Source organism: Klebsiella sp. Ech2A (assembly GCF_030078455.1).
GTDB classification, from domain to species: Bacteria; Pseudomonadota; Gammaproteobacteria; order Enterobacterales; family Enterobacteriaceae; genus Klebsiella; species Klebsiella terrigena.
Genome location: NZ_JAQGFU010000038.1, coordinates 1 through 23,534 on the forward strand (window position 1 = coordinate 1; position 23,534 = coordinate 23,534).

At 59.8% G+C, this 23,534-nt stretch carries 23 protein-coding genes and 1 riboswitch; of the genes, 13 read left to right on the forward strand and 10 right to left on the reverse strand.

What is annotated here, in order from left to right; genetic code table 11:
• The 4 genes from PFH44_RS10100 to ybiJ form a co-directional block, all read left to right on the forward strand.
• Nucleotides 1-2,146 (forward strand): catecholate siderophore receptor Fiu (locus PFH44_RS10100; protein ID WP_283824932.1); only part of this gene is annotated, 2,146 nt, incomplete at its 5' end.
• A gap of 46 nt (nt 2,147-2,192) precedes the next feature.
• The gene (gene ybiX, locus PFH44_RS10105) at nt 2,193-2,870 is read left to right on the forward strand and encodes a PKHD-type hydroxylase YbiX (RefSeq protein WP_045854559.1); all 678 of its coding nucleotides are present in this window, start codon (nt 2,193-2,195) and stop codon (nt 2,868-2,870) included.
• A 192-nt stretch (nt 2,871-3,062) separates the two neighbouring features.
• On the forward strand, nt 3,063-3,329 hold the full coding sequence (locus PFH44_RS10110) for a DksA/TraR family C4-type zinc finger protein (protein WP_041147552.1): 267 nt from the start codon (nt 3,063-3,065) through the stop codon (nt 3,327-3,329).
• Nucleotides 3,330-3,614: 285 nt separating this feature from the next.
• Nucleotides 3,615-3,875 carry a DUF1471 family protein YbiJ gene (gene ybiJ / locus PFH44_RS10115; RefSeq protein ID WP_041144702.1) on the forward strand — a complete coding sequence of 87 codons (261 nt, stop codon included), beginning with the start codon at nt 3,615-3,617 and terminating at the stop codon, nt 3,873-3,875.
• 246 nt (nt 3,876-4,121) lie between these two features.
• On the opposite strand, the gene ybiB is transcribed toward ybiJ, so the two are convergent.
• The 3 genes from ybiB to rhlE all read right to left on the reverse strand — a co-directional run bounded on the left by ybiB (nt 4,122) and on the right by rhlE (nt 8,933).
• The gene (ybiB, locus tag PFH44_RS10120) at nt 4,122-5,090 is read right to left on the reverse strand and encodes a DNA-binding protein YbiB (protein ID WP_283824933.1); all 969 of its coding nucleotides are present in this window, start codon (nt 5,088-5,090) and stop codon (nt 4,122-4,124) included.
• A gap of 123 nt (nt 5,091-5,213) precedes the next feature.
• Nucleotides 5,214-7,358 (reverse strand): ATP-dependent DNA helicase DinG, encoded by a 2,145-nt coding sequence (gene dinG / locus PFH44_RS10125; RefSeq protein WP_283824934.1) that lies wholly within the window; start codon nt 7,356-7,358, stop codon nt 5,214-5,216.
• 207 nt (nt 7,359-7,565) lie between these two features.
• Nucleotides 7,566-8,933 (reverse strand): ATP-dependent RNA helicase RhlE, encoded by a 1,368-nt coding sequence (rhlE, locus tag PFH44_RS10130; RefSeq protein ID WP_045854556.1) that lies wholly within the window; start codon nt 8,931-8,933, stop codon nt 7,566-7,568.
• A 257-nt stretch (nt 8,934-9,190) separates the two neighbouring features.
• On the opposite strand from rhlE, the gene cecR reads away from it, so the two are divergent.
• The 5 genes from cecR to PFH44_RS10155 are packed head-to-tail and all read left to right on the forward strand — an operon-like array spanning nt 9,191 to nt 14,882.
• Nucleotides 9,191-9,868, forward strand: a complete 678-nt coding sequence (gene cecR / locus PFH44_RS10135; RefSeq protein ID WP_045854555.1) for a transcriptional regulator CecR — start codon at nt 9,191-9,193, stop codon at nt 9,866-9,868.
• On the forward strand, nt 9,865-10,860 hold the full coding sequence (gene hlyD, locus PFH44_RS10140) for a secretion protein HlyD (protein WP_283824935.1): 996 nt from the start codon (nt 9,865-9,867) through the stop codon (nt 10,858-10,860). The genes cecR and hlyD overlap by 4 nt, the downstream gene beginning before the upstream one ends.
• Nucleotides 10,853-12,592, forward strand: coding sequence for an ATP-binding cassette domain-containing protein (locus PFH44_RS10145; RefSeq protein ID WP_045854553.1), 1,740 nt, complete (start codon nt 10,853-10,855; stop codon nt 12,590-12,592). The genes hlyD and PFH44_RS10145 overlap by 8 nt, the downstream gene beginning before the upstream one ends.
• Before the next feature lies 1 nt (nt 12,593).
• Nucleotides 12,594-13,715: an ABC transporter permease gene (locus PFH44_RS10150; protein ID WP_045855428.1), complete on the forward strand. Its 1,122-nt coding sequence runs from the start codon at nt 12,594-12,596 to the stop codon at nt 13,713-13,715.
• A gap of 60 nt (nt 13,716-13,775) precedes the next feature.
• Nucleotides 13,776-14,882 (forward strand): ABC transporter permease, encoded by a 1,107-nt coding sequence (locus PFH44_RS10155; protein ID WP_045854552.1) that lies wholly within the window; start codon nt 13,776-13,778, stop codon nt 14,880-14,882.
• 244 nt (nt 14,883-15,126) lie between these two features.
• Here PFH44_RS10155 and PFH44_RS10160 read toward each other — a convergent pair whose 3' ends face one another.
• Nucleotides 15,127-15,564, reverse strand: coding sequence for a YbhQ family protein (locus PFH44_RS10160; protein ID WP_045854551.1), 438 nt, complete (start codon nt 15,562-15,564; stop codon nt 15,127-15,129).
• A gap of 131 nt (nt 15,565-15,695) precedes the next feature.
• Here PFH44_RS10160 and PFH44_RS10165 point away from each other — a divergent pair, with 131 nt between their 5' ends.
• From PFH44_RS10165 to PFH44_RS10175, 3 genes are read left to right on the forward strand one after another with little or no spacing between them, the layout of a single operon-like run.
• A complete protein-coding gene (locus tag PFH44_RS10165) occupies nt 15,696-16,457 on the forward strand; it encodes an endonuclease/exonuclease/phosphatase family protein (RefSeq protein ID WP_283824936.1) in 762 nt (253 codons plus the stop codon).
• Nucleotides 16,454-17,698 (forward strand): cardiolipin synthase ClsB, encoded by a 1,245-nt coding sequence (gene clsB / locus PFH44_RS10170; protein WP_283824937.1) that lies wholly within the window; start codon nt 16,454-16,456, stop codon nt 17,696-17,698. Before PFH44_RS10165 ends, clsB begins: the two co-directional genes overlap by 4 nt.
• Nucleotides 17,698-18,663, forward strand: a complete 966-nt coding sequence (locus PFH44_RS10175) for a lysylphosphatidylglycerol synthase domain-containing protein (RefSeq protein ID WP_283824938.1) — start codon at nt 17,698-17,700, stop codon at nt 18,661-18,663. The genes clsB and PFH44_RS10175 overlap by 1 nt, the downstream gene beginning before the upstream one ends.
• 65 nt (nt 18,664-18,728) lie before the next feature.
• On the opposite strand, the gene PFH44_RS10180 is transcribed toward PFH44_RS10175, so the two are convergent.
• The 6 genes from PFH44_RS10180 to moaA all read right to left on the reverse strand — a co-directional run bounded on the left by PFH44_RS10180 (nt 18,729) and on the right by moaA (nt 22,189).
• Nucleotides 18,729-19,433, reverse strand: a complete 705-nt coding sequence (locus PFH44_RS10180) for a Bax inhibitor-1/YccA family protein (RefSeq protein WP_283824939.1) — start codon at nt 19,431-19,433, stop codon at nt 18,729-18,731.
• A gap of 44 nt (nt 19,434-19,477) precedes the next feature.
• Nucleotides 19,478-19,930 carry a molybdopterin synthase catalytic subunit MoaE gene (gene moaE, locus PFH44_RS10185; RefSeq protein WP_041144688.1) on the reverse strand — a complete coding sequence of 151 codons (453 nt, stop codon included), beginning with the start codon at nt 19,928-19,930 and terminating at the stop codon, nt 19,478-19,480.
• Between the two features lies 1 nt (nt 19,931).
• Nucleotides 19,932-20,180: a molybdopterin synthase sulfur carrier subunit gene (moaD, locus tag PFH44_RS10190; RefSeq protein ID WP_045854546.1), complete on the reverse strand. Its 249-nt coding sequence runs from the start codon at nt 20,178-20,180 to the stop codon at nt 19,932-19,934.
• Complete coding sequence (moaC, locus tag PFH44_RS10195) at nt 20,173-20,661, reverse strand: cyclic pyranopterin monophosphate synthase MoaC (protein ID WP_283824940.1); 489 nt, start codon at nt 20,659-20,661, stop codon at nt 20,173-20,175. The genes moaD and moaC overlap by 8 nt, the downstream gene beginning before the upstream one ends.
• A 3-nt stretch (nt 20,662-20,664) precedes the next feature.
• The gene (moaB, locus tag PFH44_RS10200) at nt 20,665-21,177 is read right to left on the reverse strand and encodes a molybdenum cofactor biosynthesis protein B (RefSeq protein WP_045854544.1); all 513 of its coding nucleotides are present in this window, start codon (nt 21,175-21,177) and stop codon (nt 20,665-20,667) included.
• Between the two features lie 22 nt (nt 21,178-21,199).
• The gene (gene moaA / locus PFH44_RS10205; protein WP_283824941.1) at nt 21,200-22,189 is read right to left on the reverse strand and encodes a GTP 3',8-cyclase MoaA; all 990 of its coding nucleotides are present in this window, start codon (nt 22,187-22,189) and stop codon (nt 21,200-21,202) included.
• Nucleotides 22,177-22,315: riboswitch (molybdenum cofactor riboswitch) on the reverse strand. (Overlaps the previous gene by 13 nt.)
• A gap of 209 nt (nt 22,316-22,524) precedes the next feature.
• Here moaA and yvcK point away from each other — a divergent pair.
• Nucleotides 22,525-23,430 carry a uridine diphosphate-N-acetylglucosamine-binding protein YvcK gene (yvcK, locus tag PFH44_RS10210; RefSeq protein ID WP_045854542.1) on the forward strand — a complete coding sequence of 302 codons (906 nt, stop codon included), beginning with the start codon at nt 22,525-22,527 and terminating at the stop codon, nt 23,428-23,430.
• The last annotated feature ends 104 nt before the right edge of the window (nt 23,431-23,534 follow it).

The following is a 23,534-nucleotide window of genomic DNA, read 5'->3' on the forward strand; positions in this document are numbered from 1 at the left end:
GGCGCAGGCGCCCGAGCTGTATGCCCCAACCCAGTCCGCTGACCCCAAGTTTTCCCGCCCGCTGGCCGATACCACGCGGACGATAACGGTGGTTTCCGATCAGGTGATGAAAGATCAGGGCGTCACCAACCTCACCGATGCGTTGAAAAACGTCCCGGGCGTGGGGGCCTTTTATGCCGGTGAAAACGGCAGCTCGTCCACCGGCGACTCCGTTTATATGCGCGGTGTCGATACGTCGAACAGCATCTACGTTGATGGCGTTCGCGATATCGGCAGCGTGACCCGCGACACCTTTAACACCGAGCAGGTCGAAGTCATCAAGGGCCCATCGGGTTCTGACTACGGCCGCAGCGCGCCAAGCGGCTCGATCAATATGATCAGCAAGCAGCCGCGCCTGGACTCCGGCATTGACGCCTCCGCCAGCGTCGGCAGCGCCTGGTTCCGCCGCGGCACGCTCGACATCAACCAGGCGGTCGGCGAAACCAGCGCGGTGCGTCTGAACCTGATGGGGGAGAAAACCCACGACGCCGGTCGCGATAACGTGAAAAATGAACGCTACGGGATTGCGCCGTCGGCCGCCTTCGGCCTCGGCACCGACAATCGCCTGTACCTGAACTATCTGCACGTGACCCAGCACAACACGCCGGACGGCGGTATTCCGACCATCGGCCTGCCGGGATACTCCGCGCCGAGCGCGGGCACCTCGGCCCTGAATCACTCAGGTAAGGTTGCGACCAGCAACTTCTACGGCACCGATTCGGACTACGACGACTCCACCACCGATACGGTGACCATGCGCTTCGAGCACGATCTGAGCGATAACACGACTATCCGCAACACCACCCGCTGGTCGCGCGTGAAGCAGGATTATCTGCTCACCGCGGTGATGGGCGGCGCCACCAACATCACCCAGACGAACCCGAACGACGTCGGCACCTGGAGCTGGTCGCGCCTGGCGAACACCAAGGACGTCAGCAACAAAATTCTGACCAACCAGACTAACCTGACCTCAAAGTTCTATACCGGATCGATCGGTCATGACATCAGCGCCGGTTTCGAACTGAGCCGCGAAACTCAAACTAACTACGGGGTTTATCCCATCACGCCTCCGGCGGTGAATATTTACCACCCGAACAGCGCGATCTCCATCGGCGGCCTGGATCGCAGCGGCGCCAACGCCAACGGCCAGACCGACACCTTCGGGGTATACGCCTTTGATACCCTGCAGATTACCCGTGATTTCGAGCTGAACGGCGGCATTCGCCTGGATAACTACCAGACCAAATACGACAGCGCCAGCCTGTGCGGCGGTACCGGACGCGGCGCCATTGCCTGCCCGGACGGCGTAGCCAAAAACAGCCCGGTGACCACCGTTGATACCTCCACCAGCGGCAACCTGGTGAACTGGAAAGCCGGCGCGCTGTATCACCTGACCGACAACGGCAACGTCTACGTCAACTACGCCATCTCTCAGCAGCCTCCGGGCGGCAACAACTTTGCTCTGGCGCAGAGCGGAACGGGAAATAGCGCTAACCGCACCGATTTCCAGCCGCAGAAAGCGAAAACCAGCGAAGTCGGCACCAAGTGGGAGCTGATGGACAAGCGCCTGCTGCTGACGGCGGCCCTGTTCCGTACCGATATTGAGAACGAAGTCGAGCAAAACGACGACGGCACCTATTCGCAGTACGGTAAGAAGCGCGTCGAAGGCTACGAGCTGTCTCTGGCCGGCAATATCACCCAGAACTGGCAGGTTATCGGCGGCTATACCCAGCAGCACGCCAGCGTCCGTGAGGGCAAAAACATCGCCCAGGACGGCACCAGCTCGCTGCCGTACACCCCTGAGCACGCCTTTACCGTCTGGAGCCAGTATCAGGCCACCGATGCCCTCGCCCTTGGCGCCGGCGCGCGCTATGTCGGCAGTATGCATCGCGGCAGCGACGGCGCCGTCGGCACGCCGTCCTACACCGAAGGCTACTGGGTGGCGGATGCGAAGGTCGGCTACCGCATTAACCGTAACCTCGATCTGCAGCTGAACGTCTATAACCTGTTTGATACCAACTATGTCGCCTCAATCAACAAGAGCGGCTATCGTTATCATCCGGGCGAACCGCGTACGTTCCTGCTGACCGCCAACGTGCACTTCTAATCCACACGCGGGGCGGCAACGCCCCGCTTGTTCAGGAGAAACAACCATGATGTACCATATCCCCGCCGTTCTCAGCCCGCAGGAAGTTGACGATTTTCGCGGGCGGCTGCAGCAGGCCGAGTGGGTTGACGGACGCGCAACCACCGGCGATCAGGGCGCGCAGGTAAAAAATAATCAGCAGGTCGACACCCGCAGCGCGCTGTACGACGAGCTGCAGGGTAAAGTGCTGGCGGCGCTCAACCGCAGCTCGCTGTTTTTCGCCGCCGCGCTGCCAAAAACCCTCTCCAGCCCGCTTTTCAACCGCTACCAGCAGAGCGAAACCTACGGTTTTCACGTTGACGGCGCGGTCCGCAGTCAGGCCCAGGGCGGCTGGATGCGCACCGACCTTTCCGCCACCCTGTTTCTGAGCGCCCCGGAGGAGTATATCGGCGGCGAGCTGGTCATCAACGATACCTACGGACAGCACGCGGTTAAGCTCCCGGCGGGCGATCTGGTGCTCTACCCTTCCAGCAGCCTGCACTGCGTGACCCCGGTGACCCAGGGCGCCCGCGTCGCCTCCTTCCTGTGGGTTCAGTCGATGATCCGCGATGATAAACGGCGCGCGATGCTGTTTGAGCTGGACGGCACTATCCAGGCGCTGAAGAGCCGCCACGGCGAGAGTGAAGAGGTCCTGTCGCTGCTCAACCTGTACCATAACCTGCTGCGCGAATGGTCAGAGATCTAAGCCTTGTCTGACCCTTTTCTGCCCCCATCTTATCTATACTCTTCTTATTTCCGGCGGCCGTCGCGCGGAAAAAGCGCGCTCACGCCGCGCCGTTTTCCACATACCGGGAAAGCGCGGACCCCGCCGCCGGGCGGCAGAGTGAACGACTTAGATTCTTTGTTAATTGATACAGCATCAGGTGGGAGGTACATCATGGCATCAGGCTGGGCAAATGATGACGCGGTGCAGCAGCAGATCGACAGCACGATTGACGATGCGGTTGCGCGGGCGCGAAGCGAGCTGCCGGGCGGCGAGAGCCACAAATTTTGTGATGAATGCGGAGAGCCCATTCCTGAGGCCCGACGCAGGGCGATTGCCGGGGTCAGGTACTGCGTGAAATGCCAACAGGATAAAGACTTACATAACAATACATTTTCAGGATATAATCGTCGTGGCTCCAAGGATAGCCAGCTACGTTGACCTTCCTTTACCGTTCATTACCACAGATCGCATTATCTTTTCGCGCACGTTTTTTGGCGAATAAAGTAGCAAAATGTGCCCTAAAAGCCCGCAGCGCTTCTCTGCCGAAGCCGATGCTCCGTTTCTGATAAATAATTTATTAATAATCAGTAAATTAATAATCATTCAAAAAATTCGATGGAGACTGTTAATTTCCTTCGATTTTATATCTCGCAAAAAAACGTGATACTTATCACATCGACGGAACATCGTCACCCTAACAGAACAACCTGCGAGAGATTAACTATGAAAACCATCAAATATGCTGCCGCTGCTATCGCCCTGTCCGCTCTGTCCTTTGGTGCCTTCGCCGCTCAGTCGGTGACCCCGGCTCAGGCAGAAAGCATGAACAAAATCGGCGTCGTTTCTGCTGAAGGCGCAACGACTCTGGATGGCCTGGAGGCCAAACTGGCTGCTAAAGCGGATGCCGCTGGCGCGACCGGTTACAGCATTACCTCCGCTAACACCAACAACAAAGTTAGCGGTACCGCGGTTATCTATAAATAATCGCTGCCCGACCCTGTAGTGTCACTGTATTACCCCTGAAATACCCTTTAATACCCTTGTTTTGCCCGTCCGTGCCACCGGACGGGCTTTTTTTTGCTTTTTTTCTGGGCCGAGTGATGCCTTCAGGCGGTGGTTTTGCGAAGCCTTATCGCGAGATTGACTTCTGTACATGCTCGCGCTGGGGAATGTTCCGTTCACTATGACCCCGCGCGCCTTGACGATCCCACCGCGTTGAGCGTCCGCGCGCTACCAGCGCTCCGCAACCTTAGCCAGCCCCTCCTCCAGGGATGCCACCTCGCCGGTCGCCAGCAGGCAGCACGCCAGCTGGATCCGCAGCGGCTGCGGCAGCGGCTCAAGCCCCGCCGCGCAGCGCTCGGTCCAGCGCGCGGTCACCGCAGGATCTTTTGACTCCGGCAGCGCTGGGACATGCGCCGGTGTATCATTCTGCCGCTCGTACAGCGCCCGCGTTCCGCTCCCGTCAATCAGGCTAATTTGCGGACAGCGCTGAGGGTTGGCATACGCCTCGCCTTCGGTACCGTGCATCAGCAGCGCGCGACCGCCGGTTTCGCTAAAGAATTTTGCCACCTTGCCGATGTATTCCGGATGCGACACGCTCGACAATCGCAGGGCCGCGTCTTCGGCAAACGGCGTCGCCAGCTTAGCCAGCGTATGCGCGCTGTTGCGAACGCCCAGCCGCCAGCGCAGAGCCAGCTGCTTCTCCAGCGGCGGACAGAGGGCACCCACGGGGATATAGACCGGCTCGTGGCTGTCCAGACGCGCCTGGGCCTGGCCGGCGTGCTGCGTAATCGGGATCCCCATCAGCTCAAAAATCGTCTCCGTCAGCACCCGGGTTGGATCGTGGCTGACGCCGTGCACCAGCACCGGGAAGCCGAGCTTATGCAGCAGGACGGCAAGCAGCGGCGTCAGGTTAGCCTGCTTACGCGCGCCGTTGTAGCTGGGGATCACAATCGGCATCGGCCGCGCCACCGGCGGCGTCAGGCGCAGCGTTTGCTGCTGCATCGCCTCATAGAAGCCCCTCATCTCCGCTTCGCCTTCGCCCTTAATGCGCAGGGCAATCAGAATCGCACCCAGCTCCAGCTCGGCAACCTCACCGTTGAGCATCCGCACGTACAGCGCGCGGGCGGTCTCCACATCCAGGTCGCGGGCGTGATTTTTCCCCCGCCCGACTTCTTTAACGATCTTGGTGTAATCCATCGAAGATTCCTCTTATCCGCCCTGCTTCACGCGATAAACGGCTGCCCGCAGTACCCTTGCGGCTGCCCTTTACGAGGCGCGAAGGAGGGCGAGTCGTGCTGCTCACATTGCCGACCTGCGCCGCTAGCGACGTTTGCGACGCGTCTGTTTGGTTTTACTTTTTACTATAACCTCCGGGACGGCAGGCTGCTCTATCGGAAATACGGGTAATGCATTCAGTAAACGCTTGCCGTAATTTTTGGTCAACAAACGCTTATCGTAAATCACCACCTCCCCCCAGCAGCTGTGGCTGCGGATTAGACGGCCGACCTGCTGAATCAGGTTAAAGGAGGCGCTCGGCAGGCTTTGTACCTCGAAGGGGTAGCGGTTCAGGCTTTTAAGCCACTCGCCTTCGGTGATCACCACCGGGCTGTCGATCGGCGGGAAGGCTATTTTGTGGATATGGACCTGGCTCAGCAGCTCGCCCTTGAGGTCCAGCCCCTCGGCAAACGACTGCAGCCCGACCAGCACGCTGCGCTCGCCGCTCTCGACCTTTTTACGGTGCAGCTCCACCAGACGGTAGCGGGGCTTATCGCCCTGCACCAGCAGCATCAGGCGCAGATCGGTGACGTGCTCGAGAAAACGCTGCATCGCCCGCCCGCTGGCAAACAGCACCAGCATCCCGAGGTGCTTTTTACTCTCGACGTGCTCGCGAAAGCAGGCCGCCATTTCGGCAATATGCTGCTCTTCGTTGTCGATGACCGGCTCATAGTGCATCTGCGGGATGATAATTTTTCCCTGCTCGACGTGGTTGAAGGGCGAATCCAGGGCGACGAAGCGATCCCCGGCCTTCTCCTTAAGGCCGCTCATCTCCTGCAGGCGAGAAAAGCTGTTCAGCGAACGCAGGGTGGCGGAAGTGACGACAATATGCGGCACGCTGCGCCACAGCAGCCGTTCCAGCTGATCGCTAACGCGAATCCCGACGCAGTGGAACCAGATATGCGCCTGGCCGTCGCGCAGATCGCGGGAGGCCCACTTAGTGACCGGCGCGCCGGATGACTGCGCCAGCGAGGCCAGCCGCCACAGCTTGCTTTGGCTTTCAAACATGCCCAGCGCGCGGTTCATCTGCAGCAGCACCCGGTGCAGGCGGACCACGTCATGGCTGCCGGTTTTTTCGCCGAGATCGTTAAGAAACAGCTCCGCCAGGCCGCGCAGCGTCTCGGTCAGCTTGGCCAGCCGCTGGCAGATATCCATCACCTCCTGCGGCAGCTCCCCCATCGGGAAGCGGTGCTCGGCTTCCTGACCGGCGGGCATATACAGATTCAAAATGTTATTCAGCGAGGAGATGAGCTCGGACAGCTCCTCGCAGTGGGCGTTCAGCCGTTCGGGGTTCGCCAGCGGCGGCGTCGTTTTCGGCCGAAACTGCTCCATGCAGGTCGCCACCAGGCGGGTGAAAAGATCGAGCTGTAGCCGATACCAGGGGGCGGTAATTTCAGCGCTCATCTCCAGCGCATCCCGGGCGACATCGGGCAGATGGTGGCCCTCATCGAGCACCAGCAGCAGGTTTTTCGGCTCCGGCAGCACCGCTTCGCTCTCCATCGCCGCCATCACCAGCGCGTGGTTTGCCACCACCACTTCGGCTTCCTGAATCTCACGCCGGGCGACGAAGAACGGGCATTCGCGGTAGTAGTGGCAGTTGCGGTTCAGGCAGCTTGCCTTATCGGTGCTCAGACGGCCCCACAGCACGTCATCAATGGCCTTGTCGCTGTGATCGCGCAGGCCGTCCCATTTATAGCTATCAAGATCGCTCTTCAGCGTGGCGCACAGCTTCTGCTCCGCCTGGTTATTCGGCGTGAGATCGTCGTCAAGAAACGCGAGCAGGTCCTGCTGCGTTGGCTCGGTGCTGGCCAGCGCGTTGAGGTTGCGCGGACAAACGTAGCGCCCGCGGCCAAAGGCGGCGGTAAAGCGCAGGTCGGGAATAATTTTACGCAGCAGCGGCAGGTCTTTGCTGAAGATCTGGTCCTGCAGGGCAACGTTGGCGGTGCTGACCACCAGCGTCTTTTGCTCTTCGCGGGCGATGGCGATACCGGGGATCAGGTACGACAGGGTTTTTCCGACGCCGGTCGGCGCCTCAATCGCCAGGTGCCTTCCCTCTTCCCCGGCGAGCGTTTTCGCGACGTCAGCGATCATCTGCCGCTGCGGGGTGCGGGGAATAAAGTCCGGAATCTGTTCCTGGAGCGCCTTATACCAGGCGGCGATTTGCGTTTTTAGCGCAGTGGTCAAAGCCATGAGAAAACCTGAATACTGTATAAACAGCCACTATTGTGACACTTTTTGCCTGGCTGGAGGAATTTCTTTCTGAGCAAACGGGGATCGTGCTCGAGGTTTAGCGTCAGGCGGGGGAGTTCCGGGCAGGGAGACCCGCCCGGAGAGGCAAACCGATACCCTCGGGCAGCGCCGGGCTGCCGCGGGGATAGCGGGTTTGCGGAAGTGCTGTTACTCAGCGGCCGCTGGCTTGCGCGAGCGGCGACGCTGCGGTTTACCGTCCTGAGTACGCGCTTTCGGAGCGTCACCGTCGCTGCGGCGCGGTGAAGACTGCTGACCACGCCCCTGGCTCTGACCGCCGCGACCCTGACTCTGGCCGCCGCGTCCCTGGCCCTGACCGCGACCACCGCCGCCGCTGCGCTGCTGACGACCATTTTGAATCGGCTCCGCGCGGATGGACGGATCCGGCTCATAGCCGGCAACGCTAATGCGTGGGATCTCTTTTTTCAGCAGGCGTTCGATATCGTGCAGCAGCTTATGCTCATCAACGCAGACCAGCGACAGCGCTTCGCCGGTAGCGGCGGCGCGGCCGGTACGGCCAATACGGTGGACATAATCTTCCGGCACGTTCGGCAGCTCGTAGTTCACCACGTGCGGCAGCTCTTCGATATCCAGGCCGCGCGCGGCGATGTCGGTCGCCACCAGCACGCGAATGCCGCCGGATTTAAAATCAGCTAATGCGCGAGTACGCGCGCCCTGGCTTTTGTTGCCGTGGATAGCGGCGCTGCGAATGCCGTCTTTGTTCAGCTGCTCCGCAAGGTGGTTGGCGCCATGCTTGGTACGGGTAAAGACCAGCACCTGCTGCCAGTTGCCTTCTCCGATCATCTGCGACAGCAGCTCGCGCTTGCGCTTCTTATCGACGAAGTGCACGTACTGGCTGACCTGCTCGGAGGCCGTGTTGCGACGGGCGACTTCGATTTCCAGCGGGTTATGCAGCAGCTTTTCCGCCAGCGATTTAATCTCGTCGGAGAAGGTTGCCGAGAACAGCAGGTTCTGGCGCTTCGCCGGCAGCTTCGCCAGCACGCGGCGAATATCATGGATAAAGCCCATGTCCAGCATCCGGTCGGCTTCATCCAGCACCAGCACTTCAACCTTATCCAGGCTGACGGCGTTCTGGTGTTCCAGATCCAGCAGGCGACCCGGCGTTGCCACCAGGATATCAACGCCGCTGCGCAGCTTCATCATCTGCGGGTTAATGCTCACGCCGCCGAATACCACCAGCGAGCGAACGTTCAGATACTTGCTGTAATCACGCACGTTTTCGCCAATCTGAGCGGCCAGCTCACGCGTAGGGGTGAGGATCAGCGCGCGCACCGGGCGACGGCCCTTCGCGTGCGGTTCCTGCTGGATCAGATGCTGAAGCAGCGGCAGGGTAAAGCCCGCCGTTTTGCCGGTGCCGGTCTGGGCGCTGGCCATCAGATCGCGCCCCTGCAACACCGCAGGGATAGCCTGTTGCTGAATCGGGGTTGGCTCAACATAACCCTGCTCGGCTACGGCACGCAGGATTTCAGGATTAAGGCCAAGGGAATCAAAAGACATAACAACTCCAAACCGCCCCGGCCTTTTACAGGCGTAGTTTTCGGGGAGATTATTGCGAAAGAGATGGCAAAAACCACAATGCCATGAAGGGGCGCAGTCTAGCAGGTTTTGTGACGTATCGCATAAAAATCCCCTCGGGGGTTTTCTGCGAAATCAAGCTCCTCTATTTGGCGATAAATAGAGTATTCACCATTCTGGACAGTTCAGCGAATTGGTCATACTCTTAATCAATCGATTGATTAATTTTTTCAGGTGCGATGAATACCACTCCCGCGACCAGCAAAGGCGAACAGGCAAAAAGCCTGTTGATTAGCGCAGCCATCGCCCAGTTTGGCGAATATGGCCTGCATGCCACCACCCGCGATATTGCCGCCCAGGCCGGGCAAAACATCGCCGCAATCCCCTACTACTTCGGCTCAAAGGACGATCTCTATCTCGCCTGCGCGCAGTGGATAGCCGACTTTATTGGCCACAATTTTCGCCCTCACGCCGAGGCGGCGGAGCGGCTGCTTACCGAGCCGCACCCGGATAAAGAGGCCATGCGGGCGCTGATCCTCGGCGCCTGCCGGAACATGATCCTGCTGCTCACCCAGGATGACACCGTCAACCTAAGCAAATTTATCTCCCGGGAGCAGCTGTCGCCCACCCCGGCGTACCAGTTAATCCATGACCAGGTGATCGCTCCGCTACACTGCTACCTGACGCGATTAATCGCCGCCTTTACCGGGCTTGAGGCGGACGACACGCGGATGGTCCTGCATACCCACGCGCTGCTGGGGGAGATCCTCGCCTTTCGCCTTGGCCGAGAAACCATTTTGCTGCGCACCGGATGGGCGCAGTTTGATACCGAAAAAACCGAGCAAATTTATCAGGTTATTACCTGCCATATCGATTTCGTTCTGCAAGGATTATCGCAAAGGAGTTTGGGATCATGAAAAAACCGCTCATCGTCGTCCTGGTGGTACTGCTGCTGATCGTTGCTACGGGCGGCGGCTGGTGGTGGTATCAAAGCAGCCAGCAGAAGGGGCTGACCCTGTATGGCAACGTCGATATTCGTACCGTTAACATGAGCTTCCGCGTCGGCGGGCGGCTGGCCTCGCTGAGCGTGGACGAGGGCGACGCTATCAGGGCCGGGCAAACCCTGGGCCAGCTCGACCGCGCCCCTTATGAAAATGCGCTGCAGCAGGCGCAGGCCAACGTCTCAACCGCCCAGGCGCAGTATGACCTGATGATGGCCGGCTACCGGGCGGAAGAGATTGCCCAGGCCGCGGCGGCGGTTAACCAGGCGCAGGCGGCCTATGAATACGCGCAGAACTTCTACCAGCGCCAGCTGGGGCTGCGCAAAAGCAGCGCCATTTCCGTCAACGATCTCGACAACGCGCGATCCGCGCGCGACCAGGCTCAGGCCACGCTGAAATCGGCGCAGGATAAGCTGCGCCAGTATCGCGCGGGCAACCGTCCGCAGGAAATAGCCCAGGCCAAAGCCAACCTTGAACAGGCGCAGGCCGCCCTGGCGCAGGCGAAGCTCGACCTGCACGATACCACGCTGGCCGCACCTTCCGACGGCACGCTGATGACCCGCGCCGTTGAGCCGGGCAGCATGCTCAGCGCCGGAGCTACCGTCATGACGCTGTCGTTAACCCGCCCGGTGTGGGTTCGCGCCTACATTGATGAAAAAAACCTCGGCAACGCGCAGCCAGGACGCGAGGTGCTGCTGTACACCGATAGCCGCCCCAATCAGGCTTATCGCGGCAGGATTGGCTTCGTTTCGCCGACGGCTGAATTTACGCCGAAGACCGTAGAAACGCCGGACCTGCGAACCGATCTGGTCTACCGCCTACGTATCGTGGTGACCGACCCCGACGACGCGCTGCGCCAGGGGATGCCGGTCACCGTCACCTTCAGCAGCGGAAACGGACATGAGTGAAGAGCTCATCACCCTTGACGGGCTGACCCGCAGCTTCGCCGGCATGACCCGGCCCGCCGTTGCCCCGCTGAGCTGCACCGTGCGCTCCGGCTACGTCACCGGGCTGGTCGGGCCCGACGGCGCGGGAAAAACCACCCTGATGCGCATGCTCGCCGGGCTGCTCAAGGCGGACAGCGGCAGCGCCAGCGTCATCGGCTTCGATCCGATTCGCGACGATAGCGCCCTGCACGCGGTGCTCGGCTATATGCCGCAAAAGTTCGGCCTGTACGAAGATCTGACGGTGATGGAGAACCTGACCCTGTATGCCGATCTACGCAGCGTGACCGGCGAAGCGCGGCGGAAAATTTTCGACCGCCTGCTCGAGTTCACCTCCCTCGGCCCCTTCACTGACCGGCTGGCCGGTAAGCTCTCCGGCGGCATGAAGCAGAAGCTGGGGCTGGCCTGTACGCTGGTGGGCGAGCCGAAGGTGCTGCTGCTTGACGAACCGGGCGTCGGCGTTGACCCCATCTCGCGCCGCGAGCTGTGGCAAATGGTCCACGAGCTGGCGGGGGACGGAATGCTGATCCTCTGGAGCACATCGTACCTTGATGAAGCGGAGCAGTGCCGCGAGGTGCTGCTGATGAACGAAGGCCAGCTGCTGTATCAGGGGGAACCCCGCTCCCTGACCCAAACGATGGCCGGACGCAGCTTTTTGGTCTCCAGCCGGGAAGAGAACAACCGCCGCCTCCTGCAGCGGGCGCTGAAGCTGCCGCAAATCAGCGACGGCGTCATTCAGGGCAAATCGGTGCGCCTGATCCTCAAAAAAGAGGCCAGCATCGAGGAGGTACGCAGCCACGCCAGCCTGCCGCCGCTGGAGATCGCCGAAACCTCGCCGCGCTTTGAGGATGCGTTTATTGACCTTCTGGGCGGCGCCGGGACCGCAGAGTCGCCGCTGGGGGCGATTATTCACAGCGTCGAAGGCTCCCATGATGAAACGGTTATCGAAGCGCAAACCCTAACCAAAAAATTTGGCGATTTCGCCGCCACCGACCACGTTGATTTCAAGGTTAAGCGCGGCGAAATTTTCGGCCTCCTCGGCCCCAACGGCGCGGGTAAATCAACCACCTTTAAAATGATGTGCGGCCTGCTGGTGCCCACCTCCGGTAAGGCGCTGGTGCTGGGCATGGACCTGAAGGTCAGCTCCGGCAAGGCTCGTCAGCATCTCGGCTATATGGCGCAGAAGTTTTCGCTCTACGGCAACCTGAGCGTTGAGCAGAACCTGCGCTTCTTCTCCGGCGTTTACGGCCTGCGCGGCCGGGTGCAGAACGAAAAAATTGAGCGCATGAGCGAAGCCTTCGGCCTGAAGGAGATAGCCAACCACGCCGCCGACGAGCTGCCGCTGGGCTACAAGCAGCGGCTGGCCCTGGCCTGCTCGCTGATGCACGAGCCGGACATCCTGTTTCTCGACGAGCCGACCTCCGGCGTCGACCCCCTCACCCGCCGCGAGTTCTGGCTGCATATCAATAGCATGGTCGATAAAGGCGTGACGGTGATGGTTACCACCCACTTTATGGACGAGGCCGAATACTGCGACCGAATCGGCCTGGTCTATCGCGGCAAGCTTATCGCCAGCGGCACCCCGGATGCGCTAAAAGCGCTGGCGGCCAGCGATGAGCAGCCGGACCCCACCATGGAGCAGGCGTTTATCACCCTGATTCACGACTGGGATAAGGAGAATAGCAGTGAGCGCTAAAATGCTGTCATGGCGGCGCGTGCGCGCCCTGTGCGTCAAGGAGACGCGGCAGATCGTGCGCGATCCCAGCAGCTGGCTGATTGCGGTGGTGATCCCGCTGATGCTGCTGTTTATCTTTGGCTACGGCATCAACCTTGACTCCAGCCGGCTGCGGGTCGGCGTGCTGCTGGAGCAGCAGAGCGAAGAGGCGCTGGATTTCGTCCACACCATGACCGGCTCGCCCTACATTGACGCCACCATCAGCGATAATCGCCAGCAGCTGATTCAGCTTATGCAGGCCGGGCGAATCCGCGCGCTGGTGACCATTCCGGCGGATTTTGACCAGAAGATGGCCCGCCCCGGCGACGATGCTCCTATTCAGCTCATTACCGACGGCAGCGAGCCCAATACCGCCAACTTTGCCCAGGGCTATATCGAAGGTATCTGGCAGATCTGGCAGCAGCAGCGGGCGGAGGATCGCGGTGAAACCTTTGAGCCGCTGATCGACGTGCAGACCCGCTACTGGTTTAACCCGGCGGCGATCAGCCAGCATTTTATTATTCCCGGCGCGATCACCATCATTATGACGGTCATTGGGGCGATCCTCACCTCGCTGGTTATCGCCCGCGAATGGGAGCGCGGCACCATGGAGGCGCTGCTCTCCACCGAAATTACCCGCGTCGAGCTGCTGCTGTGTAAGCTTATCCCCTACTATTTTCTCGGCATGCTGGCGATGCTGCTGTGCATGCTGGTGGCGGTGTTTATTCTCGATGTGCCCTATCGCGGCTCGCTGGTGATTCTGTTTTTCATCACCAGCCTGTTTTTGCTCAGTACCCTGGGAATGGGGCTGCTGATTTCGACCATCACCCGCAACCAGTTTAACGCAGCTCAGGTGGCGCTCAACGCCGCCTTTCTGCCGTCGATTATGCTTTCCGGGTTTATTTTCCAGATAGACAGCATGCCGGCGATCATCCGCGCGGTGACCTACGTTATCCCGGCCCGCTATTTTGTCAGCACCCTGCAAAGCCTGTTCCTGGCAGGCAATATTCCGGTGGTGCTGCTGGTAAACGTGATGTTTCTGATCGCCTCGGCGGTGATGTTTATCGGCCTGACGTGGCTGAAAACCAAACGGCGGCTCGATTAGGGCATTAGCCATTCCCCCCTGCGGTGGCTATCCGGGGGTAGCGTAAAGAGAGAACTGAAGATGTTTCATCGCTTATGGACGTTGATTCGCAAAGAACTGCAGTCGCTGCTGCGCGAGCCGCAGACGCGGGCGATTTTGATTATGCCGGTGCTGATTCAGGTGCTGCTGTTCCCCTTCGCCGCGACGCTGGAGGTGACCAATGCCACCATTGCTATCTACAACGAAGACAATGGCAGCCACGCGGTTGAGCTGACGCAGCGTTTTGCCCGCGCCAGGGCCTTCACCCATATTCTGATCCTCAAAAGCCCGCAGGAGATCCAGCCCACCATTGATGAGCAGAAGGCGCTGCTGCTGATCCGCTTCCCGGCGGATTTCTCGCGCAACCTCGATAGCTATCAGACCGCCCCGCTCCAGCTACTGCTGGACGGCCGCAACTCAAACAGCGCGCAAATCGCCGCCAACTACCTGCAGCAAATCGTCAAAGAGTATCAGCAGGAGCTGCTGGAGGGGAAAGCGAAGCCCAACAACAGCGAGCTGGTCGTACGCAACTGGTATAACCCCAACCTCGACTATAAGTGGTTCGTGGTGCCGTCGCTGATCGCCATGATCACCACTATCGGCGTGATGATCGTCACCTCGCTGTCGGTTGCCCGCGAGCGCGAACAGGGCACCCTCGATCAGCTGCTGGTCTCGCCGCTGGCGACCTGGCAAATTTTCGTCGGTAAAGCGATACCGGCGCTGATCGTGGCCACCCTGCAGGCCAGCGTCGTGCTGGGGGTCGGGATTTGGGCCTATCAGATCCCCTTCGCCGGCTCGCTACTGCTGTTTTACTTTACGATGCTGATTTACGGGCTTTCGCTGGTGGGATTTGGCCTGCTGATTTCGTCGCTGTGCTCCACTCAGCAGCAGGCGTTTATTGGCGTATTTGTCTTTATGATGCCGGCAATCCTGCTCTCCGGCTACGTTTCGCCGGTCGAAAACATGCCGCAATGGCTGCAGGACGTGACGTGGATAAACCCCATTCGTCACTTTACCGATATTACCAAGCAGATTTATTTGAAGGACGCGAGTCTGGAGATCGTGTGGGGAAGTTTGTGGCCGCTACTGGTCATAGCGGCCACCACGGGGTCAGCGGCGTATGCAATGTTCCGCAGAAAGATCGCCTGATCCCCGGATCCCCGTCATCGTTCAGGCTGCCTCGGCGTTGGCTTTCCTTACTCACCCCGGTCACATAGCTATCTATGCTTCCGGGGATTCGCTGCGTCGCCGCCTTGATGCAACCCAAACGCTTTAGGGGATCCCCGCCATTGCTCAGGCTGCCTCGGCGTTGGCTTGATTACTCGGTCCATTCGGGGCCGCTGCTGGCAGCGTTTAAACTGCTCCCGGCAGATTTGTCACCCCGGTCACATAGCTATCTATGATCCCGAGGATTCGCGGCGCTGCCGCCCTGATGCAGTCCAAACGCTTTAGGGTAGCGGTTTTTATCTTTCGCCAGCAGCGATACCACCGCCGGACCGGCCAGAATAACCAGCCCGGCGAGCGCCAGCAGCAGATTATTGTGCAGCACCCGTGACAGCAGCCACAGCACGATAACCGCGGCGCCAAAGTACCAGGTGGTGGTGAGTTCCTCAAGGAAATCACCGACATCGCGCCAGCGCTCTTCGTGGTGACGCTGTAAAAACAGCATCGACAGCAGCGTAACGCCGTACAGCACGCACAGCCCTAATCCGACACGAACCAGCGCGCCACCCATCCAACCCATCACCAGTACTGCCACGACCAGTAGATGCAACATAATCTGCCAGCAACTGAGGCCAGTTGCGACGCGTACACGTTGTTGCCACTTCATGGCTTCTCTCCTGAAGGATCTTTATCTGTAACTCAGAGTACCGCACTTTACGGAAAATTCCGTATCACCGCATCTTTTTGTGACAGCTACTACACTATTTCATTCAGGAAAGAGATGTTAACCGGGGAAATATGGCCGAGAAAAACCCTTTATTCTCAGTAAACGTGCTGACAATTAACACCCATAAAGGCTTTACGACGTTTAACCGACGCTTCATTCTGCCCGAACTCCGCGACGCGGTACGCAGCATCGGCGCCGACATTGTTTGCCTCCAGGAGGTGATGGGCGCGCATGAGATTCACCCCCTGCATATCGAAAACTGGCCGGATACCACCCACTATGAGTTTCTGGCCGATGCGATGTGGAGCGATTATGCCTACGGGCGCAACGCGGTCTACCCGCAGGGACATCACGGCAACGCCGTGCTCTCCCGATTCCCCATTGAATATTATGAAAACTTCGATATTTCAGTCGGCCAGAGCGAAAAGCGCGGCCTGCTCTACTGTCGGATCGTGATGCCGGAAAGCGGCGTGAATCTGCATCTGATTTGCGTTCATTTAGGGCTCAGCGCGGGGCAGCGGCGGGCCCAGCTGGCGATGCTGGCCGAGCGGGTTAACGGCCTGCCGGAGGGAGAGCCGGTGGTGGTCGCGGGTGATTTTAACGACTGGCGCCAGCAGGCTAACCGTCCGCTCAAGGCGCTGGCCGGACTGGAGGAGATCTTCACCCGCGCCCGCGGTCGCCCGGCGCGCACGTTCCCGGCGCGCTTTCCGCTGCTACGCCTTGACCGCATCTATGTCAAAAACGTCCACGCCGGTCAGCCACGGGCGTTGGATCTTCAGCAATGGCGTCATCTTTCCGATCACGCCCCGCTCAGCGTGGAGCTTCATCTGTGAAATGCAGCTGGCAGAATGGAAACCGGATCCAGCTTCTGGAGAACGGCGATAGCTACTATCCGGCGCTGTTTCGCGCCGTCGACCGCGCAAAAAGCAAGGTAACCCTTGAAACCTTCATCTGGTTCGAGGACGACGTGGGCTGGCAGCTCCATGCGGTGCTGCTGAAGGCCGCGCGCCGCGGCGTCGAGGTGGAGGTGCTGCTCGACGGCTACGGCTCCCCTGACCTGAGCGATGGCTTCGTTAACGAACTCATCTCGGCGGGAGTGATATTTCGCTACTACGACCCGCGCCCGCGCCTGCTGGGGATGCGCACCAACCTGTTTCGCCGCATGCACCGTAAAATTGTCGTCGTGGATGACACCACGGCGTTTGTCGGCGGGATTAACTACTCCGCGGAGCATATGACCGACTACGGCCCGGAGGCGAAGCAGGACTATGCCGTCCAGGTGGAAGGGCCGGTGGTGCTGGATATTGCGCAGTTTGTGCAGCAAAACCTGCCCGCCAGCGAAGGCGGACGCCGTCGCTGGCGCCGACGTCGCCACCAGCCGGAGGTTAACCAGCATCCCGGCGAAGCGCAGGCGCTGTTCGTCTGGCGGGACAACCTCGAACATCGGGACGATATCGAACGTCACTACCTGAAAATGCTGGCCAACGCGCGGCGGGAGGTGATTATCGCCAACGCCTATTTCTTCCCCGGCTACCGGCTGCTGCACGCGATGCGCAGCGCCGCCCGGCGCGGCGTGCGGGTGAAGCTTATCGTGCAGGGTGAACCCGATATTCCCATCGTCAAGGTTGGCGCGCGGCTGCTGTACAACTATCTGGTGAAGGGCGGCGTGCAGATTTTTGAGTATCGCCGCCGCCCGCTGCACGGCAAGGTCGCCCTCGCGGACGACCACTGGGCCACCGTCGGCTCCAGCAACCTCGACCCGCTCAGCCTGTCATTAAACCTCGAGGCCAACCTGATCGTGCACGACCGGGATTTCAACCAAACCCTGCGCGATAATCTGAATACGCTTATCCAGCAGGACTGCAAGCAGGTAGACCGCTCCATGCTGCCCAAACGCAGCTGGTGGAATCTGGGCCGCAGCGTGCTGGCCTTCCACTTCCTGCGCCACTTCCCGGCGTGGGTAGGCTGGCTGCCCGCCCATACGCCGAAGATGGCGCAGGTCAAACCGCCGGCGCAGCCGGAAATAGAAACTCAGGATCGAACGCAGGCGCAGAGCCCGGAGGTAAAATCCTGATGGCCAAATCACATCCTCGCTGGCGGCTGGCCAGGCGCATTCTCAGCGGACTCTTTTTTATCGCCGTTGCCGTACTGCTGGTGGTCTATGCGCAAAAAATAGACTGGCCAGAAGTATGGAAAGTGATTCGCGGCTACAACCGCGCGGCGCTGCTCGGCGCCTTTGGCCTGGTTATCGTCAGCTATCTGATCTACGGCTGCTATGACCTGCTCGGGCGCGCCTACTGCGGGCACCGGCTGGCTAAGCGCCAGGTGATGCTGGTGTCGTTTATCTGCTACGCCTTTAACCTGACCCTTAGCACCTGGATCGGCGGGATCGGGATGCGCTATCGCCTCTACTCCCGCCTCGGCCTGCGCGGCGCAACCATTACCCGCATCTTTTCGCTGAGCATTACCACCAACTGGCTGGGCTACGTGGTGCTCGGCGGGATAGTTTTTAGCGCCGGTCTGGTGCCGCTTCCCACGCGCTGGTACATCAGCCAGGAGACGCTGCGCATCATCGGCATCGCGATGCTGCTGATTTCGACCCTCTATCTGTGGGCCTGCGCGTTCGCCAAACGCCGCCATCTGACGATAAAGGGGCTGCGGCTGGTGCTTCCCTCCTGGCGCTTCGCGCTGCTGCAGGCCGCGCTGTCCTGCGCCAACTGGCTGGTGATGGGGGTCATTATCTGGCTGCTGCTGGGTCAGGAGGTGAGCTACTTCCTCGTGCTGGGGGCGCTGCTGGTGAGCAGCATCGTCGGGGTGGTGGTGCATATCCCCGCCGGTATTGGCGTGCTGGAGGCGGTGTTTATCGCGATGCTCTCAGCGGAGCCGATCTCCCGGGGAGCGGTAATTGCCGCCCTGCTCGCGTACCGCCTGCTCTATTACTTCCTGCCGCTGGCGATCGCCACGATCGGCTATCTGATTCTGGAAAGTCAGGCTAAAAAGCTGCGGGAGAAAAATCAGCGCAAGCTGGCGGACGGATGAGAGGAAAAGAAAAAGAAAGAGAAAGAAAACCCCGGAGGCGTAAGGCTCACCGGGGTTTTGAGGACTTAGCGACGGTTGCCGAAAATACGCAGCAGCATCAGGAACAGGTTGATAAAGTCCAGATACAGCGTCAGCGCGCCAAGGATCGAGTATTTGCGCAGCGTCGAAGTATCGCGGGTATCGATCTGCTCGCCGATATTTTTCAGCCTCTGGGTGTCATAGGCGGTGAGCCCCACGAACACAATCACCCCGATATAGGTCACCGCCCACATCAGCGCTTCGCTCTTCAGCCAGAAGTTCACCAGCGAGGCCAGAACGATACCAATCAGCGCCATAAACAGCATATTGCCAAAGCCGCTGAGATCGCGTTTGGTGGTGTAGCCGTAGAGGCTCATGGCGCCAAACATCCCGCCGCTGACCACAAAGGTGCTGGCAATCGACGAATAGGTGTAGGCGATGAAAATGCTGGATAGCGTGAGCCCGGTCAGCGCCGAATAGAGCATAAATAGCGTCGTCGCCATGCCCGCGCTCAGGCGCTGCACCATCCCGGAGAGCACGAAGACCAGCGCCAGCTGGGCGATAATCAGCCCGAAGAAGGTAATTTTGCTGGAAAAGACAAACATCATCACCGCCGGCGTGTTGGCGGCGAACCAGGCGATAAACGCCGTTAGCAGCAGGCCGACCGTCATCCAGCCGTACACCTGGGCCATATAGGTTTGCAGGCCGCCGCGCGCCTGGACGATGGAATCGGAACGGGGGAATCTGTCCATGACTATCTCCTGATTAACGAAATTAACCCTTTAAGCGTATCATACTACCAGCGCTCTGCCGCCTGACGATCGCTGTCGCGCGCGTCAACCCAGCGTTCGCCTTCCGGCGTGGCCTCACGCTTCCAGAACGGCGCGCGGGTTTTCAGATAATCCATAATGAATTCGCCGGCGGCAAAGGCGCTGCTGCGGTGCGCGCTGGTGACGCCGACAAACACAATCTCTTCGCCCGGCCACATTTCACCGATGCGGTGAATCACCGTGACCCGCCCCAGCGGCCAGCGCTCGCGCGCCAGTTCGACAATCTCCGCCAGCGATTTTTCGGTCATGCCCGGATAGTGTTCGAGGGTCAGCGCCTTCACGCTCTCGCCAAGATTGTGGTTACGCACTTTGCCGGTGAAGGTGACGACGGCGCCGTCCTCATCGCGCTCGGCAAGCCACGGATATTCGTCGCCAACGCGAAAGCGCGCCGGGCTGACGATAATGCGGGTTTGCGTCATCTCAGCCTCCCGTAACCGGCGGGAAAAACGCCACTTCGTCACCGGCGGTAACCGGATGGTCAAAGGTGGTCAGCGTCTGGTTCACCGCCGCCAGCAGCTTGCCCTCTTCCAGCGCCAGCGCCCAGCGGTCGCCGCGGGCGATGAGCTGGCGGCGAACCGCCTCCACCGTCGAGGCCTCGCTCGCGTCGAGGGTTAACGCATCGGTGCCCACCAGCTCGCGCACCTGGGCAAAAAACAGAACCTTAATCATGAGCCTCGTCCGCCTTAAAGTCGCCGGATTTACCGCCGCTTTTCGCCAGCAGGCGCAGCGGGCCGATCGTCATATCTTTTTGTACGGCTTTGCACATATCGTAAATCGTCAGCGCCGCCACGGAGGCCGCGGTCAGCGCCTCCATCTCCACGCCGGTCTTCCCGGTCAGCCGACAGAGGGATTCGATCCGCACCCGGCTATGTTCCGGCTGCGCCTGCAGGTTAACCTCCACTTTGCTTAGCATCAGCGGATGGCACAGCGGGATCAGCTCCCAGGTCCGCTTCGCCGCCTGGATCCCGGCAATGCGGGCGGTGGCGAAAACGTCCCCCTTGTGGTGGCTGCCGTCGATAATCATCGCCAGGGTGGTCGCCTGCATCTCGACAAATACTTCAGCCCGCGCCTCGCGAACCGTTTCGGTCTTCGCCGAGACGTCAACCATGTGCGCCTCGCCGGCGGCGTTAATATGGGTCAGTTGTGACATAAGTTATTTCTTCAAATGGGAGATAAAGTTACACGGGCGGGTGCGGGCATCGAGCTGGGGCGCAATGATATTTTCCCACGCGGTGCGGCAGGCTTTGGTCGAACCGGGCATCGCAAAAATAAGCGTGCCGTTAGCCACGCCGGCAACGGCGCGGGACTGTAGCGTCGAGGTGCCGATCTCTTCAAAAGAGAGCATGCGGAACACCTCGCCAAAGCCTTCAACTTCCCGGTCAAACAGCGGCAGCAGCGCTTCCGGGGCCTGATCGCCTTCGGTAAAGCCGGTCCCGCCGGTAATGAGCACCACCTGAACGTCGTCGCTGGCAATCCACGCCGAAACCCGGGCGCGAATGGCGTAGCGGTTCTCTTTCACAATCGCCTTATCCACAACCGTATGCCCCGCTTCCTGCGCCGCGTCGCGCAGCCAGTGGCCAGAGGTATCGTCCTCTTCGCCACGGCGGCTGGAAACGGTGAGAATAGCAATACGGGTCGGGATAAACTCAGCGCTGGCCTGACTCATCTGTTCGCTCCTTTAGAATCAATTATCCGCCAATATACGACAGGTTTTGCGTAATACCGGTGTTGCCCTGATGCAGGAAATGGGTTTGTTTTTTATGGGTTAATGCTTCGGAGATGCGCGCTTCCAGCACCGCCTGCTGGCAGTCCTCGGCCAGCAGATCGCGTAAATCTACCCCGCCGTCGCCGAAGAGGCACAGATGCAGCTTGCCCACAGAGGAGACGCGCAGGCGGTTGCAGGTGGCGCAGAAGTCTTTTTCATAGGGCATGATCAGGCCGATCTCTCCGGCGTAGTCCGGATGGCAGAAGACCTGCGCCGGGCCGTCGCTGCGCTGGCTGATCTGGTGGATCCAGCCGCGTCTGAGCAGCTCGTCGCGCAGCACCATGCCGGAGATATGGTGCCGGCGAAACAGATCGCTGCCCTCTCCGGTTTCCATCAGTTCAATAAAGCGCAGCTGAATACGGCGCGGCTGGATCCAGGCGAGGAAGGTGTCGAGCTGGTGGTGGTTCACATCGCGCATCAGCACGGTGTTGACCTTCACTTTCTCAAAGCCGGCGGCGAAGGCGGCATCGATGCCGTCCATCACCTGCTGAAATTTATCCTGCCCGGTGATGGCGTGAAACTGGCGGGCGTCGAGGCTGTCCACGCTGACGTTGATGGCCGTCAGCCCGGCGTCGCGCCAGCGTTCGACGTCCCGCGCCAGGCGATAGCCGTTGGTGGTGACCGCAATCTGGCGAATGGCGCTGTTTTCACGCACGGCGGCGATAATATCGGCGAAATCGCGGCGCAGCGAGGGTTCACCGCCGGTCAGGCGAACCTTTTCGGTGCCGAGGGCGGAAAACGCGCGCGTCACGCGGCGCACTTCATCTACGCTGAGAAAGCCTTTGTTGGTCACCGATCCGGGCTTATAGCCGTCCGGGAGACAGTAGGTGCAACGAAAGTTACACACGTCGGTAATCGACAGGCGCAAGTAGTAAAACTTACGCGCAAATGCATCGGTAAGCTGTGAGGCCATATACACCTTTCCAAATACGGGAGACGCGGTCATTTCTTCCCACGCCCTGGTGACAAGCTGAGCTGTCACGGCCAAAGCACCATATCTTGCGACACAGGCACAGAGGCTAGAGTGTTAACTGGTTTATGCCGATAGTAGCGCGGAAACGACCGTTTCGCCATTTTCGATTTCGCTATATAATTATGTATATATCGCTACGATCGTGCATTTTCGTAACAGAATAGCCAAAATTCAGGGTTTTGCATTGATGTCGGTCAGTTTGTCAGGATCGTAGCATCGTCTTTTAGGGGTAGATCGGTTACTGTGAGCCCGTTCATTTGAGATAAGGAATTAGTATGCGCAATCGGACTTTCGCCGACCTCGATCGGGTAGTGGCTCTTGGCGGAGGGCATGGTTTGGGCCGGGTGATGTCGTCACTCTCATCGCTCGGATCGCGCCTGACAGGCATCGTCACCACCACCGATAACGGCGGATCGACGGGGCGTATTCGCCGTGCCGAAGGCGGCATTGCCTGGGGGGATATGCGCAACTGTATTAACCAGCTGATCGCCGAACCCAGCGTGGCATCCGCCATGTTTGAGTACCGTTTTGCCGGTAACGGCGAACTTTCCGGGCATAACCTCGGAAATCTGATGTTAAAGGCCCTCGATCACCTTAGCGTCAGGCCTTTAGAGGCGATTAATTTAATCAGAAACCTGCTAAAAGTTGACGCATTCCTGATACCGATGTCCGAACAACCGGTGGACCTGATGGCGATTGACGACGAAGGCCACGAAGTTTATGGCGAAGTCAATATCGACCAGCTTCCCCGCGTGCCGCGCGAGCTGATGCTGACCCCGCCGGTTCCCGCGACCCGCGAAGCGGTTGCGGCGATCGCTGAAGCCGATCTCATTCTGATCGGCCCCGGCAGCTTCTACACCAGCCTGCTGCCTATTTTGCTGCTCGACGATATGGCGCAGGCGCTGCGCCGCACGCCGGCGCCGATGGTTTTCATCGACAACCTCGGCAAAGAGCACAGCCCGGCCGCCACACTGACGCTGGCGGACCGCATCGCGATTATGGAGCACCACGTGGGCAAGCGGGTGATTGACGCCGTGGTCGTCGGACCAAAGGCCGATATCCGCGGCCTTGAGGAGCGGATGGTCATCCAGACGCCGCTGGATGCCAGCGACGTGCCCTATCGCCACGATCGCCTGCTGCTGCGCAACGCGCTGGAAAAAGCGATTCAGATACCCGGCTAATTCCGAATGGCTTCATAGCGTGGGGAGGGTCGGCTCCCCACATTAATATCTTAAGGTTGTCTTAAAAAAGAAGTGGCAGCATAGCGAGCATGTTTTCACCAGGA